The organism is Dyadobacter alkalitolerans DSM 23607 (assembly GCF_000428845.1).
Taxonomy (GTDB): Bacteria; Bacteroidota; Bacteroidia; order Cytophagales; family Spirosomataceae; genus Dyadobacter; species Dyadobacter alkalitolerans.
Genome location: NZ_AUAS01000003.1, coordinates 386,751 through 402,169 on the forward strand (window position 1 = coordinate 386,751; position 15,419 = coordinate 402,169).

General features: G+C 42.4%; 16 protein-coding genes. 5 read left to right on the forward strand and 11 right to left on the reverse strand.

Annotation, left to right across the window (positions count from 1 at the left end):
• Positions 1 to 45: 45 nt before the first annotated feature.
• Genes G395_RS0107590 through G395_RS28880 form a run of 4 tightly spaced genes read right to left on the reverse strand, consistent with a single transcriptional unit; the run spans position 46 to position 2,863 of the window.
• A complete protein-coding gene (locus tag G395_RS0107590) occupies positions 46 to 435 on the reverse strand; it encodes a hypothetical protein (protein ID WP_026629499.1) in 390 nt (129 codons plus the stop codon).
• 17 nt (positions 436 to 452) lie between these two features.
• The gene (locus G395_RS0107595) at positions 453 to 1,844 is read right to left on the reverse strand and encodes a terminase large subunit domain-containing protein (RefSeq protein WP_026629500.1); all 1,392 of its coding nucleotides are present in this window, start codon (positions 1,842 to 1,844) and stop codon (positions 453 to 455) included.
• On the reverse strand, positions 1,828 to 2,385 hold the full coding sequence (locus tag G395_RS28875; protein WP_051350055.1) for a helix-turn-helix domain-containing protein: 558 nt from the start codon (positions 2,383 to 2,385) through the stop codon (positions 1,828 to 1,830). Before G395_RS28875 ends, G395_RS0107595 begins: the two co-directional genes overlap by 17 nt.
• Positions 2,375 to 2,863, reverse strand: a complete 489-nt coding sequence (locus G395_RS28880; RefSeq protein WP_051350056.1) for a hypothetical protein — start codon at positions 2,861 to 2,863, stop codon at positions 2,375 to 2,377. The genes G395_RS28875 and G395_RS28880 overlap by 11 nt, the downstream gene beginning before the upstream one ends.
• A 314-nt stretch (positions 2,864 to 3,177) precedes the next feature.
• Between G395_RS28880 and G395_RS0107615 the strand changes: the two genes are divergently transcribed.
• A complete protein-coding gene (locus G395_RS0107615) occupies positions 3,178 to 4,275 on the forward strand; it encodes a hypothetical protein (protein WP_026629501.1) in 1,098 nt (365 codons plus the stop codon).
• Positions 4,276 to 4,377: 102 nt separating this feature from the next.
• On the forward strand, positions 4,378 to 5,007 hold the full coding sequence (locus G395_RS0107620) for a hypothetical protein (RefSeq protein ID WP_026629502.1): 630 nt from the start codon (positions 4,378 to 4,380) through the stop codon (positions 5,005 to 5,007).
• 12 nt (positions 5,008 to 5,019) lie between these two features.
• On the opposite strand, the gene G395_RS0107625 is transcribed toward G395_RS0107620, so the two are convergent.
• The 5 genes from G395_RS0107625 to G395_RS0107645 form a co-directional block, all read right to left on the reverse strand.
• Positions 5,020 to 5,259: a hypothetical protein gene (locus G395_RS0107625; protein ID WP_026629503.1), complete on the reverse strand. Its 240-nt coding sequence runs from the start codon at positions 5,257 to 5,259 to the stop codon at positions 5,020 to 5,022.
• A 34-nt stretch (positions 5,260 to 5,293) separates the two neighbouring features.
• Positions 5,294 to 7,813: a tyrosine-type recombinase/integrase gene (locus tag G395_RS0107630; protein ID WP_026629504.1), complete on the reverse strand. Its 2,520-nt coding sequence runs from the start codon at positions 7,811 to 7,813 to the stop codon at positions 5,294 to 5,296.
• A gap of 47 nt (positions 7,814 to 7,860) precedes the next feature.
• On the reverse strand, positions 7,861 to 8,160 hold the full coding sequence (locus G395_RS28885; protein WP_035360623.1) for a helix-turn-helix domain-containing protein: 300 nt from the start codon (positions 8,158 to 8,160) through the stop codon (positions 7,861 to 7,863).
• Positions 8,161 to 8,253: 93 nt separating this feature from the next.
• Complete coding sequence (locus G395_RS0107640; protein ID WP_026629505.1) at positions 8,254 to 9,045, reverse strand: hypothetical protein; 792 nt, start codon at positions 9,043 to 9,045, stop codon at positions 8,254 to 8,256.
• Between the two features lie 20 nt (positions 9,046 to 9,065).
• Complete coding sequence (locus G395_RS0107645; protein ID WP_026629506.1) at positions 9,066 to 10,391, reverse strand: site-specific integrase; 1,326 nt, start codon at positions 10,389 to 10,391, stop codon at positions 9,066 to 9,068.
• Positions 10,392 to 10,841: 450 nt separating this feature from the next.
• Between G395_RS0107645 and G395_RS0107655 the strand changes: the two genes are divergently transcribed.
• Positions 10,842 to 11,447 carry a TetR/AcrR family transcriptional regulator gene (locus G395_RS0107655; RefSeq protein ID WP_026629507.1) on the forward strand — a complete coding sequence of 202 codons (606 nt, stop codon included), beginning with the start codon at positions 10,842 to 10,844 and terminating at the stop codon, positions 11,445 to 11,447.
• 150 nt (positions 11,448 to 11,597) lie between these two features.
• On the forward strand, positions 11,598 to 13,100 hold the full coding sequence (locus tag G395_RS0107660) for a lipopolysaccharide biosynthesis protein (protein ID WP_026629508.1): 1,503 nt from the start codon (positions 11,598 to 11,600) through the stop codon (positions 13,098 to 13,100).
• 5 nt (positions 13,101 to 13,105) lie between these two features.
• On the opposite strand, the gene G395_RS0107665 is transcribed toward G395_RS0107660, so the two are convergent.
• A complete protein-coding gene (locus G395_RS0107665; RefSeq protein WP_026629509.1) occupies positions 13,106 to 13,852 on the reverse strand; it encodes an ABC transporter ATP-binding protein in 747 nt (248 codons plus the stop codon).
• A gap of 40 nt (positions 13,853 to 13,892) precedes the next feature.
• Complete coding sequence (locus G395_RS0107670; RefSeq protein WP_026629510.1) at positions 13,893 to 14,621, reverse strand: MlaE family ABC transporter permease; 729 nt, start codon at positions 14,619 to 14,621, stop codon at positions 13,893 to 13,895.
• A gap of 62 nt (positions 14,622 to 14,683) precedes the next feature.
• Here G395_RS0107670 and G395_RS0107675 point away from each other — a divergent pair, with 62 nt between their 5' ends.
• Positions 14,684 to 15,394 (forward strand): SDR family oxidoreductase, encoded by a 711-nt coding sequence (locus G395_RS0107675; protein WP_026629511.1) that lies wholly within the window; start codon positions 14,684 to 14,686, stop codon positions 15,392 to 15,394.
• Positions 15,395 to 15,419: the final 25 nt, after the last annotated feature.

A 15,419-nucleotide genomic window follows, 5' to 3' on the forward strand; every position in this document is an offset into this window, starting at 1 on the left:
GTCTTTTCGCAATTGTTCCAACAAACTCCTCTTGCAGCAACCGGTTTATATTTCGGAATCATTGGTTGCCATTCCACCGATATTCAAATCACCTAAATTGATCGTCACGATATCTTCATGGATGAGAGGAAGAGTCGGATTAGATTGTCTCAGCTCTGCGTAACTTAACACTTTAAAATGCTCATCGTGATCAAGAGTATCGTCTAATGGCGCAGTCCATATTAGTTCTCCCGCATCATTGAACACTTGTTCGCCAGGTTTGAACATATGCGGCCGTAAGCAAGTCTTTTCTCCAGTGTCCGGATCAATAAATGTCCAAAAATCGGGTTCCTCGTCGGATGGCAGATTTGCGAGTTGGGCATTTGATTCCCGTAATGACTCTTCCGGATCGGCTTGGGGTAAGCTGTTTGGCTTTGATTCAAGCGAATTTTTCATGGCGGTAATTTTTAGATTTAATAAGAAACTCGATGGTAATTATTCTCATACAATTGCGAAAAAACAGACAGCAGTCCATATTTTCCGGCGTCAACACAGTGTCCATTTCGCTCATAAGACACTTTTGTTTTTGGGTCCACAGTTTTTTCTTTGAGAAATCCACCAGTTGGACTTTCAATCGTTTCCTGAAGGTCTTTAATGAATTTTGGACACCTCACTTCGTCAATCCATATCTCAGCTGGTTGATACCCAGCAAATATGTCATTCAGAAACTGCCTAAGGAACTCATTGAAAAACTGCTTTTTGTAAACACGGTCAGATCCTGAATGTAAGTAAGGTTCAAGGGTCCGCCGAACTGAATTGAATGCCTTGCGATCACCAAATCCTGGTATTCTGTTTTCACCAGAAGCATCACCACAATAGCTTACTGGCGCTGGCCCGTAAACTGCTGGATACTTCTTAATCCATTCTTGACAGACGGCCTCAGCTGTGTTGCGTGGATGAGGCAGGCAAAATTCATCGTAGAACCGAACTACATATCCCTGGTGACCATTGATTACTTTTGGTTCCAACTGAAAGCATAAAAGCGTCATATAAGGCCAAACATTGAAGTCAAACGTAAGGAATGACGGGATGCCAGGTAGATAAGGAACCGAGCGTACATGCTGGGTATAATTAAAATTATATATCCATTCATGCCCGTTTGACTCGACATATTCCCAATCACCATCCACAAAACGCTGGTAATTAATTGCAGTCATATTTGTTTTTAGAGATGTCAAATATGACTTAGGGACAAATGGATTGTCTGTCACTTTTGCTTGTATGTAGCGCCACGTTTCCGGTAACGTACCTTCAATGAACCGATCATAGATGCGAGTCTTAACCCAATTCTTTGTTGGATTGCATGTGCCTAGCACCAGTGGCCGAGGTTTGTGACCAAAGCTGTTCGCCTCAGCATTTAACCAGGATCCAGCCCTTTCAAAGCATTTATCTAATGTCTGTTCCTGGAACTCCGAAAGCTCATCCAATCCGAAGCCATTTACCTCCAAGCCGTGAAAACGGGTCATATCCTTATCCTGGGTAAAACTTTCAGGGAATAGCTGAACTACTGAGCCATTATCAAACGTGTATGTTAAATCTGCTTTATTCCGAGAAACGATCCGGCTCTTATACCGGTCTTGCGAATAGATATAGTTTACTGAAGGCACTAAGTTATTGGTGATTTTGGGACGGTCAGCCCGCATGATTGCCCAACGGCTGTTTGGATAAATCATCGCAAGCTCAGCAAACACTATTGCCAGCCAGATCGTTTTCGCACCGCGGATAGCTCCGCCATAAAGTAGGAAGCTCACATCTGTTGATGACAGCACCTCAATTGCCTCGAGTTGTTTATTCGTGAGCTGCACCGATTTCTAATGTTTTGATTTGATTTGTAATTGGGTCAATCACTGTAAAAGGCGTTGATCGGCTTTGCCCTGCATTATTTGGGGTGTCTGGCGCTTTCGGATTGTCTCCTGCTCGTTCCCGCCAATTCCTGGTTCTGTTGCTTAGCCAGATCGCAGCGGCTTTTGTGTCGGGCGGGTAACGGGCGATTGTTTCTTCTTTCACCACCTTCTCGCTGTCCTTTCCATCCTTCACCACAAAGAACTTCGTTTCCGGATGCTCATAACCTGTGGCTCTTTCAAACATTCCCCGGGCTACCTTTGCATCTGCTCTCCGCTTCCCGCGTGTGAGTGAGTCCCAAAATTCTTCGTGTTCTTTTTTCCACCTGTTAAGTGTTGACTTAGAAATTCCAAAATCCTCAGAAATTTCCTTGTCCGTCGAACCCAACAAACAAAGCTCATAAACCTCATTTGGATGGAAATTCGGGTCGTATTCAGGGATTCTTCCTGTGCTCTTTCCTTTTGCGAAACTATTTCCCTTTGGCGCCGGCATTTCATTGTGCATTTACTATTTCGGTTTCCGCGGCAATATTCCTTGGCCTCTTCACTATCTCGTCAATGTCAATGTGATTTCTTTGCTGACTAAAAAAATCGGTTCGATTCCTTAACCAGATTTCACAAGCCCTGACATCTCCGGGAATGTGACGGACTGTATCAACTGTACGTAGCTCCCGCTTGTTGATATCAATTTGGATTTCGAAAGTCGCCTTTTCAATTTGATCATAGCCCATGGCTCTTTTGAAAAGACTATGAGCAACTTTTGAATCCGCAATTGTCTTCCCCCTTCGGACAGAATTTGCAAATTCCTCATCCTGAGTCTTCCAAAAATTGATAGTTTGCTCACTTACATCAAAGACAAAGCCTAGCTCGGCATCAGTAATTCCCAGACAACACAGCTTGAATGCTAATATTGAGTGATAGTTTCGCTCATACTCACCAGGCCTTCCCCTTTTGCGTTGCAATTGCTTATTTGTTTTGTCCATGGTTCATAGTAATTTGGATGAAGGAAATTTTTTTTATACAATTATCCAAAAAGTTGTTTTTCAATCAGTTAAACAACTGATTATCAGATACTTTGTAATCTGTATTGCAAATTAAATGATCAGGTCTGGGAAGAAGATTTTTTAATGATTCCTAAGGGTATGAAATTGAAAGGCTCAAAATCTAGCCTATGAATATGCAATGCCGGCACAATTAACTTTCGAGCATTTGTTGCCGCTTTGGGAAATTCAAAGAAAAAGGAGGCAAAAAGTAAAATGCCCAATAGAGGCAGAGATTATTTACCGCCTTGCCGTGGGTGTTAAAAGTTGAGGAGATATTTGTTTTAGTATGGACGTATTTATTAATAAAAGAAATTTTCTTAAAAATGAAGATCACTTACCTATTCGGCGCCGGAGCTAGTCACACAGCTTTGCCAACAGTTGACGAAATCCCAAAGGAGTACGAAAAGTTCTTGGAAATCTTCAATAACGTCTTAAAAAGTGACAGTCACTCGATTCCACCGATCCCTTTTGAGAGTTATGACAGTATCCATTACGCTCTTCATGGTAGACTGAGATCATTTGTTGACCATATCGCGAATCATTCAAGCATAGACACATATGCCAAAAAACTCTACCTTCAAAAGAATTTTGATGATTACGAAAGATATAAATTGTGTCTTTCTATATTTTTAGATTATGCGCAGATCTCTCGGGGCCCTGATCAACGTTACGACACTTTTTTTGCGTCGATACTGAAAGAAAACGTGAAGGATTTCCCTAAAAATGTAAACGTAGTTTCCTGGAACTATGATACGCAGTTCGAAACTGCATATGCTGGCTATTCGGGACAGTATAGTATGAGTGGCGCTACTGACAGCTTGGGGCTGGTTTTTAAGAACAATTCTTACTCTGATTCCGTAAACCTCAAAGAATTTAATATCGTAAAGTTGAATGGATCTTTGGGGAGCATCTCTAAGGTTGATGATACTTTTGGATATCTAACCCCAAGAAGCCCAAGTTTGAAGAGATTATTAAATATGCATGACGTTAATGCTTATGTAACTGCCTTCGAAAGTTTTACAAAAGGTGAATCGGAATCGCTAATTTCCTTTGCTTGGGAGGGTTCAAGACGTTCAGACATTATTCAAAAAGCGGTGGAAGCTACCTCCGACACCGAAGTTGTTGTCGTAATAGGATATTCTTTTCCATATTTTAATAGGAATGTTGATCGAAAAATTTTTGACAAAATGTATGGGCTGTCGAAAGTCTACATCCAAGACCCAAATGCTGAGAGCTTAGTGCAACCTGTCCAGGAACTTTGTCAACGAGTAAATAGACGAGGCGCTAAGAGGGTTGAAGTAATTCCCTTCCAAGGAGTGTCTCAGTTCTTAATTCCTAACGAGTTGGAATGATGACACATTCGTCATGGTAAATCTGATTATGCATAGTAACGCAGTATTGCATTTCATCTGCCCATTTATAGGCGACAAATCCAACATATTTCTGCTCATCAAATGACAAGAAGACGCGGAGAAAAGTATCGAATCATAAAATGGGCTTTGATTGTTTCAATCTTGACTGGTATTGTCCCTTTACTTTTTTATTGGTACAAATTCGGAAGTTTTGAACTTAGCGACAATTTGGAAACATGGTCACATTTTAGCGATTTCTTCAACCTTTGGGTGAGTCTAGTGAGCTTAATTCTGATTTTTTCGTTAACCTATTACATAAGTAAGATCGAAGAGCGGAGATATGAAGAACTGAGAGAACTTGACAACATGCGAAATCGCCCAATATTGATCTGTGATACTGACTCCGCTCACTACCATATTGTAAAAAACATCGGCATAGGGCCAGCATTAAACATAAAGGCTTCCATAAAGACAGATAGTGGAGAATATTTGCAACCTGTGGCAATCCCTCCTTTAATGGCGGGCGATTCCGCAAAGATCAATTGGATGCAACATTTCAATACTGATTCACCAATCAAGTGCTTAGTGTATCAGGATGTCTTTAATAATTTCAGTACTACATTGGTAGACAATACGTTAAACATTGAAATGTTGATTGGCGAAAACGTATTGGCTGAATTTAAAACCAGCTCGCCGGTTCGTAAGAAGCTGCGTTGGAATGTGGGTTTGTGATCCTTTATGACATTATGCATTCATAATTTTCTGCAAAATCACTGTCAGCGTTTTACCCTCCGCAAGAAGGACTTCAATTTTCTTACTCAGCTCAAAAGAAACATTCCCGGCCCGTGCCTTTTCCAGTTCTTGAATGTACTCTTCTGTTAACGCACGCTGCTTAGCTGCAAGTGCTGTCATTGCATCACAAATCAGCTCTAATTCCGTTCTACCTTGTCCTATTTTTTCGGAGATGTTAATTTGAATATCCATTGATTGAAGATTATATGTTTTAAGAATAGTTATGCTATTGTTGGCTAAATACGGCATCCATAGCTTCATCTAGGCTCTCCTTATCGAAACTGTTGAAGTAAGCCTGCGTTGTTGACAAGTGTTTGTGCCCAAGTGAGTTCATGATGTCAACAAGCGTTATTTTATTTGTTTTTTTCATTGCCCTGCGTGCCTTGTCCGCGAAGGAGTGCCTGGCGGTGTGAAACGAGAGCGGACGAGTAATACCACTGAGCTCTCCAATGACTTTAAGTTCTTTATTGATCAATGCGGTCTGGGAGGAAATATGATTGAACAGTCTGTTTCTAAGTGCCTCCGCCATTGTCCTTTTTGCTAAGTAGGTCACGTATTTTGCATAGGGCTCAGAATCTTGAAGAATCGGAAATAAATATTCATCACACCCACCCTCGGGACGATAGTAACTTGTCAATATCTTCCAGGAACCGGAATTCAACGCTATGCTTTTCTTGTGGCCAGTCTTGTCCATTTCATACTCTAAACGCCCGTCTGATGTGACGTTACATTGCCTGAGCTGAATGAGGTCCGCTATCCGTATTCCAGCGTTATAGTAGGAAAATAAGTAAAAGTTCCGGCAGTGATGAGTCCAATCAGACCCGCCAGCAGCAATTAAATCTAACTCAACCATAACTTTAATTTGCTCGTCGTTCAGCTTGATGCGGTCTGGCAGTACCGACTTTGCGCGGGTATGCGCCCGGAATGGATCTTTCACTATTGTGTCGTCAGCAATAGCAGATCTAAAAACTGAGCATACCCTCTTCATATTATCATTCAGTGTCGTTCCTTTCAGGCCTTTTGAAAGTAAAAAAATCTTATACTCGGAAATGTGAACCGGCGCTATCTCATTCATTTTGATTTTGTCATCAAAATAATTTACGAACCGGTCCATTTTGGATTTAACATGACGCTGATATCCAATTGACGAGTCTGATTTTATTTTTGCGAAATGTTTGTCGAAATATTCTTTCACAGTAATTTCACCATTAGGTGACTTCTCAAAACTTTCGGCTCCTGGTAATCCCTCGCTAGCGGTGACCCTGGCCTCCTTGAGGTCTGCTATCTTCTGCTCAATCGCAGCATTGTACACAGCATGTTTGCTGAATGACGACCTGATCCATTTGCCCTGCCGAGCTTGTTTGTTAAACTGTTCGAATGGGATTCGAAATTCCATCATCACTTTTTGGCTTTTCCTGTTTTGGGTTATTCGGACAAAGATAGAGTGAAGCCCGTCATGGTTCGCGCGACTGTTTATCTCTACATTGAAAGTTGCAGGTCGTCTTGCCGCACCCGGGAGAATTGTTCTCGGTCGACTTGCCTTTGGTGATCTCTTATGAGCCGCGGTGTCTGAATCCGGTTTATCTAATCTTTCTTTCGGCAAATCTTCAATTCCCCGCATTTCTTCAAATGGTTCATATCTGGCCGGCGTTAGATCTGTTTTGGTTTTGTCGCAAATTGCCTCTACATATAAAGTGTGGATTTGGGACATTTGCTCAGTTTTCGGCTTGGTAATTTTGGGACATTCTGATTTTTGTTTCGCCGTGAATTTGGGACATTCGCTTTCGTCACTTTCAGTGAATTTGGGACACTCGCGCAACACTTGGTGAATTTGGGACAGGGTGCCTTCATCTACATTTGTGAGGTCTTGCCACTTATCAATGATCCCCTTAATCAGAAAATCATTTATCCAATCCTGCTGATTCAGTTGCCGGTATCGCGCCTCCTCTCTTTGCTGCTTTTTCCTTGCTGCTTCATGGTCTCGTTTATTTTCCGAATTTAGCTTCGGCCGAAGCCAGTACTCTTTATTGTTTCCGTTCAATACAAGTTCCCTGTCCTTGGGACCAAACGACTCTGTCTCTAGTAGCCTATTTCGAAATAAGATCTCGGAAACATATTCAACCAGTAAACTTCCAAGTTTGGGGTAGTTTTCTGTACACAGTAAATCAGCAGTGTTTTTAATATTAATCCCCTTGGTTTGAAGGAATCTCATCTTAACTACTTTAATTTCTACTCGAACAAGGTTTTGCGGCAGAGAGTATTGTCGGCCCTTATCATAAATTTTAATGATAAATTCCGCAGTTTGGCATTGATAATAATATCTGTTTTCAATCGGCCGTTCAAAGGGAATGCCCTTATAGGTAAGCAGGCTGGTGAGCAGAATATTGACGTCAAAAGGCAAAACTATATTTACACCAAATTCTAAGTTGTGGAGGCTCACAGACTGCGGAGCAACATCAAGTATAGACCAAAAGTCCGTGAGTGTCACCAAAAGATCCTTAACACTAAAATTATTGTAATTATGTTTGCCGTCATTGAAAAACTTGTGGATACTTCCAGCTAACAGAAGATTAGTCGAACCCTTTGCGGTATACGCAGAAAAGGTAAAGCCTTTGTGATGGGCTATCGCTGCTTTGCCGGTGGTGTCCTCTCCGGTTTCCTGGCTGTACCTCCCCTCGAAAGGAAGCTTTTTCACCAATGCAAGGTAATCCACGTTAACCGGACCTCCTTTTAATCCATCAAACATGTTTGTTTAATTTTTGAGATGAACAGAAAAATGAGTGAGCACAGTTGTTAACTACGCTTGTACTTTAAGCTTTTAACCTCAATCATTGACCTTTCAACTTCCTCCCTTTTTATACGCACACGACCTCCAATCCTTACAGCAGTTATGAGGCCGCGCTTGATATAGTCGTCTAACGTTGGAAGGCTTACCTTAAGCAGCTTAGCCACTTCTTTGCGTGTCGTATATTCCGGCACGGCAATTTTTGGCTCTGGTAGTTTCCACTCCTGCAGGGCCCTCACTACCGAATTTTGAATGATTACATCCAGCTCTTCGCCGCTGATGGATGTGATTTGATAAGTTTGTGACATGGTACCAAGTTTTTGTTGTTCTTGGTATCAAAGTAAAAGAATAGAACAATTATATCCCGTCGCGAGGATCTCGCGAGAAAACTAGCAGCAATTTTATATTGAATTAACCTTTGGTATTTTAATCTTTTGCCTTCTAAATTCTTCGAGCGTATTTGTCGTCTCTGACATTTCGCGCTCCAAATTTGCCTGAGAGTCGGTTTCGAAGTCGAAAACGCTCATACACATTTTTGCCGCAGCTTTCAAATTCAAATCTCCTTTCCTAAGCGGCATTTCAATGTATCCCTTCGCCATCAACTCCCGAATGACAAATCCTGCGACATTAGTATTGCAGAGCCACTTCAGCTTATTTACTGAACCGGCGCCGCCGTCTGCCCTTAATTCTTCCATTTCCAACATCACGGTCTTGTTCACCGTAACAACACTGGATATTATTTCGTCAACTGCACGCAATTTATTGAGGACGTAATGAATGAGCGAAAAAAGACCCGTTTCAAAATCAATCTTTTGTCCATTCTCCTTCATCTCAGACACTATCTTGAGCAAAATTCGTTCGTAAGCAGGTATTCTGTTTGTAATTGACGCAAATTTATATTTAAGCCCGGCAGCATATTGAAAGCGTTCCGTGGCATTTGTAAGAGCAGAAAGCCGAGAACTAACCTCTGACCCAAATTCCAATACTATGTCCGAGGACGAAATATTAAATTTTTCCGCCAAGTCCTCTAAATAGCCCTTGGTTTCTTCACTCGGAAGAATTCTCCCATATGACACCGAAGACCCGTCTTCCAAGACGTCAATGCAAAACCTCCCGACTGACCAGAGGCTAGAATGGGTAAAAAAACGGAAGAGGATTTCCTCCCACTTATTATTCAAGGTTTCAAAATGCATGTTTTATAAGTTTTGAGTAATCAGCCCACTATCTTTATTGTCGCCCCTTTGAAGTGATCATGCTCTAACATTCGAAGCGCTGTTTCTTCACCTGAGACTTTGATATATTTCATAAATGACGTTTCGGTTTTATGTCCAGTTATCTTCATTATGTCTATGCTTGACACTCCAGCCAAATAAGCATTAGTAGCAAATGATCGTCGGGCAGTATGCGTAGAGATAACTTTATATTTTTCTACATACTTCGTGATTCGCTGGCCCCCCTTCGTCATCGCAACTTCAACCTTACTGTTTAATTCTGCTTCCTTGCCAACATCTTTTAGATATTCATTCATTTTTTGATTGCTGATTGCTCTCGGAATGGAATGTTTGTGCTTGTGCAAAATAGCCGATACCCGAGGATTGATGGGAATAACGACCTTTGATTGAGTTTTTTGCGTGTTTACGACCAGCAGTTTTCCTTCACCCATGACATTCTCAGGCCTTAACTGAGTGAAATCAGAGAATCTTAATCCAGTATAGCAGCCGATCAAAAATAGGTCGCGAACATTGTCCAGCTTCTTACTTTTCGATAAATCCACATTATACAACTTGTTCAATTCAGCATCAGTAAGATAAATAGCGCCAGTCTCCTCTTTCGGCTTATTAAACTCATCACTTTCAAAGACTCGATTCTCGTGTAGTCCCTCATTTTGAGCAGCCCTCAGCCAGGCTTTAAGGTGTTTTATCTGATTACCAATACTATTGCTTGCATATTTTTTGACGTTTGTCAGCCATTTAATAAACTCCCTGTGGAAATTAAGGTCGATGTCTTCAAAATCGATAGGTCCGCCGAGGAAACTTTGAAATTCCTTCAAATTAGTGAGCGTAGTCTGATGTGTTTTCAAAGTTACTGGGACATATTTCTTATTTTTTCGTCTGATCAAGCGGTCCCCCGACTTGGATTCGTCAATGAATCGCTGAGCAAAGTTCAACAGACTTTCCTTTTGAGAAACCTTCTTCTGTAGGCGGGAGTCCTTTTTAAATTCCTTGTCCAAATGCTCCTTGAATAATTCCGGAGTCAACTCAATGCCGGATAGATCGAAGCTCCGACGTAATTCAATAACCTTTGCGCCGTAGCGGTCGAGTTGAGTATTTGCATCTTTAAATTTCTGCCTATTCTCCCTGGATTGACTTAGTACATTAAACCGCTGTCCGTCCACATCCCAATCCTGCGGGCGCACTTTTTCGCCTGTCGAATATTTCAACCTCTGACCGTTAAATCGATACAGCATGTAAACCAAAGTAGTGTCCTCCGCCTTGGTATCTTTGAGCACAAAGCGTACTTCATTTAATGTCCTTTTCACAATTTTTATCTTAAAACCGACTTATCGATAAAATTACAACAAATTGAGAAAGGGGACACATTAGGGGACGTTTCTTTTTTATCTATGTTTGTTATTAGGAAAAAAGATAAACCAAGAACTAATTTATAAATCACTGGCAGGCAAACTGATTAACCAAAACGAAAAGTATCAAAGAAATTAAGTTCGAGTCCTTGTCGGCCAACAGTAAAGTTAAAGAGCTCATTCCGGTGAGCTCTTTTTTTGTGCCTTTCTCTCTCCCCTTCCTTTTTAAGAATCTGTACAAATTAGTCGACGAACTGGCCTTTATTATCTATGAATTGGGCGATTTTATCGATAAACGCCCCTTTTATCAACAAATTTTCAATATAGGTTACTTCGCACATTTTGACCATATAATATTTCGATATGAAATATTAAATTTACTATGTTATTAACCTAAACGGCACCCACATGAAAGTTGAGAAAGTTAAAAAGCGCGACCGAGAGCGGACAAAAAGTAAGATCCTCAAAGCAGTAGGGGAAGTTATCGAACAACACGGAACAGAAAAGGTAGGCGTTAACCTCATTGCACGCACAGCGGGCGTGAACAAGGTTTTGATCTATCGCTATTTTGAAAGTGTTGACGGATTAATGGAGCAATATGTCAGATCCGGCGAGTACACTTCCACCACGGCGACGGAATACATTGACAACATTCCTACACTGGCCCCCGAGGAACGCAGCAAAGCACTTACAAGCCTCATGCACACTTTTATGAATGATTTGCGGGAAAGAAAGGCTACGCGCGATCTGCTCCGCTGGGAAATCGGGACAGGCAAATCCATGCTTTCCGATGCCCGTAACCAAGTTGCAACGCGGATCCTGGACAAGATCGGCAACCTCCCTAATTACAGCGACACCAGCGCGCTTGTATCATTCCTTTCAGCCGGCATCTATTTCATGACCATTTCTACGGACTACCGCGAAAAAATGATCGACGTTGACCTCCATTCCGACGAAGGCTGGAAACGAATTGAAAAAGTGATTGAACGCATCATTACAGACATCAGAAATTAAACTGGTGATCAGAAATTAACCTGCTAAAAAGATTTTAAGGCTCAATCAGAAGCCTGCCAGGGAGTGTGCAGCTATTTCATTTGAAATATTGTACACTCCTTGTTCTATATTTGCGGTTCCCTGCAAAGACTTGCCGCAGGTTAACATGCAATGAGCGTTCTAAAAAAATTAGCCAGCGAAACCGCTATTTATGGTATCAGCACAATGCTGGGGCGGTTCTTAAATTACCTGCTGGTTGCCCTCCACACCAAGTTATTTGAACCCGAACAAATTGCCGCCCAAGGCCAGCTTTATGCCTATGCAGGCCTGGCGATGGTGCTTTACACCTTTGGAATGGAAACTGCTTTTTTCCGTTTCGCACGACAGGAAACCGACCGAAAGGCTTACTATAACCTGATTCTCAGCGCAGTTATCATTATCAGTGTGTTTTTTTCCGGGTTGCTGTTCATCTTCGCAGGCCACGCCGCAGCATTTATTAAATACCCGGAAAGCGTTTCCCTCGTCAGAATGTTCGCTGTAATTATGGCGATTGACGGCATTGTTTCGATCCCGTTTGCACGGCTGAGGCTGGAAGGGAAAGGGAAGAAATTCGTGATCCTGCGCGTGACCAATATTGCGATCAATATTTTTCTAAACCTGTTTTTCCTGATCCTTTGCCGCGATATACATGCCGGAAAATATCTGCTTTTCCTGCAACCGGCTGTTGATGCGATTTACGATCCATTACGCGCGCCGGATTACATTGTTACCGCTAACCTGGTCGCCAACCTGCTGTTTTTCTGGATGTTGAGAAAGGAATTTGCCGATTTCAAATTTGTATTCAACAAAACCTTGTTCCGCCCGGTGTGGATTTACGCCTATCCGATCATGATCATGAATGCGGGTGGCGTGCTGAATATGCTGTTTGACAGAGCATTTATCCAGTTTTTATTACCTGAAAATTTCTATCCCGGCCGGACTTCCAAGCAGGCCATCGGGATTTATGTGCAGTGTTACAAGCTGTCGATTTTTATGAACCTGGCGATCCAATCGTTCAAATACGCTGCTGAGCCATTTTTCTTTTCGAAAGGTGAAGACAAGAATGCGCCGCCGGTGTTCGCTAAGGTCACCAAGTATTTCATCATTATCTGCGTGCTGATGTGGGTGGGAATTTGTCTGAATCTGGATCTGCTGGCGGAGTTGTTTTTGAAACAAAAGATCTATCACGAAGGATTGCCGGTGGTGCCCTGGTTACTGGCTGGCTATCTGTTCCTTGGCGTTTACTATAACCTCGCTACGTGGTTTAAACTTACAGATAAAACAGAATACGGAACCTGGCTTACATTAATGGGCGCGGTTATAACCATTGCAACCAGCTTCATTCTGGTGCCGCAAATCGGCTATCTGGGCTTTGCAATTGCATTTGCGACCTCGTCTTTTATCATGGTCGCGTTGTGTTATTATTTTGGTCAAAAGTATTATCCTGTTCCTTATGATGTTCTTTCTGCCGTGGGCTATATTGGCTTGGGCGGGCTGGTCATCATCGCATCCACATTCGTCAAGATCCCGGATCTGTACGTTGCAGTTCCGGTGCATATGCTTATCCTTGCGATTTTTGCTGTGGCTGTATTTTTAATTGAGCGGAAGAATATTCCCTTCTTAAATAAAAGATAGGAAAGCTATTTTTCCATTTCCCGAAGCAGCTTATTGGAAAAAAGGAATTCCTTTAATTCAGGAACATCTGTCCTGATAATCTCAGAACTAACGCCTTCCCAAAGTTTTGAGCCTTCGTAGAGGAACATAATGTTCTGTCCAATTTCCATGACGGAATTCATATCATGCGTAATAATGATCGTTGTGATCTGAAATTCTTCTGTAATTTCCTTGATCAACTCATCAATTTTGACGGAAGTAAGCGGGTCCAGACCGGAGTTGGGTTCATCGCAGAATAAATACATCGGGTTCATTACAATGGCCCGGGCAATCCCAACACGCTTTTTCATCCCGCCGCTGATCTCGGAAGGCATTCTTTTGGCCGCGGCTTCCAGGCCTACCCTTTGCAAACAAAATGCTACCCGCTCCTGCTTTTCCTGAACAGACTGGTCTGTAAGCATATCCAGCGGAAAACGCACATTTTCTTCCACTGTTTTGGAATCAAAAAGTGCCCCACCCTGGAATAACACGCCCATTTCGCGCCGGATGGACTGTTGCGTTTCTTTATCACAATTATAGAAGTCGCGGCCATTGTAAAGCACATTGCCCTGGTCGGGCTTCACCAGTCCGATCATGCATTTCAGCAAAACACTTTTTCCGGTTCCGCTGCCGCCGATGATGAGATTGGTCTCCCCTTTTTTAAATGATGCACTAATGCCTTTTAAAACCTCTTTGCCATTAAATGCTTTGTAGATATTGCTTACTTCAATCATTTGCTGATTCAGTTATTCTTAATTCATGGCTTATACGCTTTTACAATAAAAGCTGGGCTAAAAGATAATCGGCCACCAGGATCGAAATACAGCTGTTGGTCACGGCTTCTGTGCTCGACTTTCCTACTTCCAATGCGCCGCCTGTTGTAAAAAACCCCTTAAAAGAAGATATTGTTGCAATCAGGAAGCCAAAAACAAAAGGTTTTATACACATGAAGAAAATGTTGTACGGCACAAACGAATCCCTGATCCCGTATAAATAATCCCGCTCGGTAATGACGCCTGTTAACGTCCCAGCCAAATAACCCCCCAAAATCCCCAGAAATGCAGAAAAAATAACCAGCATAGGGAACGTCAGCATGGCTGCCACGACCTTGGGCAAGACGAGATAAGACGATGAATTGATGCCCATCACTTCCAGGGCGTCAATCTGCTCGGTAATGCGCATGGTGCCCAGCTCACTGGCAATGTTGGAACCGACTTTACCGGCGAGTACAATGCAAGTGATCGTAGGCGCGAGTTCAAGAATTTCCATGTCCCGCACGATGAGCGCAACGGTTGAAATGGGAATGATAGGACTAACGAGGTTATAGGCCGTTTGAATGCAGGAAACGGCGCCAATGAACGTGGAAACAATGGCAACAATGAATATAGAGCTCACTCCTATCCCCACACATTCCTCCATGAGCCGCCGCCAGTATACCGATAGTTTTTCACCCTTTCCGAATAGTGTTCCTAAAAAAATGAAGTATTTCCCGATTACAGACATGATATCTTAATTGTATTCAATATTTTCGGGAAAATTAGGCAAAAAAAGAAGCAATCAGAAAAATGAATCCATTAGCGGTTATCACCGGAGGGACGAAAGGGATCGGAAAAGCGTGCGTTGAGCGGTTTTTGGAAGAGGGGTTTGATGTAATCACTTGTGCAAGAAACGCTAACGACCTCCAAGCGCTGGAAAAGGAAATGAGTGACCGGTTTGGCAGCGCCAAATTATATTGCCAAACTTCGGACCTCTCCGTAAAAGATGACCTGCTTGCATTTATAGATTTTATTGTTTCAAAAACCAGATTTGTATCGGTCCTGATCAACAACACAGGCACATTTATTCCAGGCCAGATCCACAACGAAACGGAGGGAACATTGGAAAAAACAATGGAGACAAATCTTTACAGCGCCTATCACCTTACCCGCGGAATCCTTCCGGGAATGATTGAAAATCAGAAAGGACACATCTTCACCATGTGCTCCACAGCCAGTATTATGGCTTATCCCAATGGCGGCTCCTATTGTATTTCAAAATTTGCGCTTTACGGAATGACCAAAGTGTTGCGTGAAGAAATGAAGCCGCATCATGTTAAAGTAACCGCCGTTTTGCCGGGAGCAACTTATACCGACAGCTGGAAAGGCTCAGGCCTGCCGGAAGACCGCTTTATGGAGTCTAAAGACATTGCGGATACGATTTGGGCGGCGTACACATTATCACCGAGAGCGGTTATGGAAGAAATATTGATCAGGCCGCAGCTGGGAGATTTAGATTGATTGATGTACAATAGAGCATTTTTAC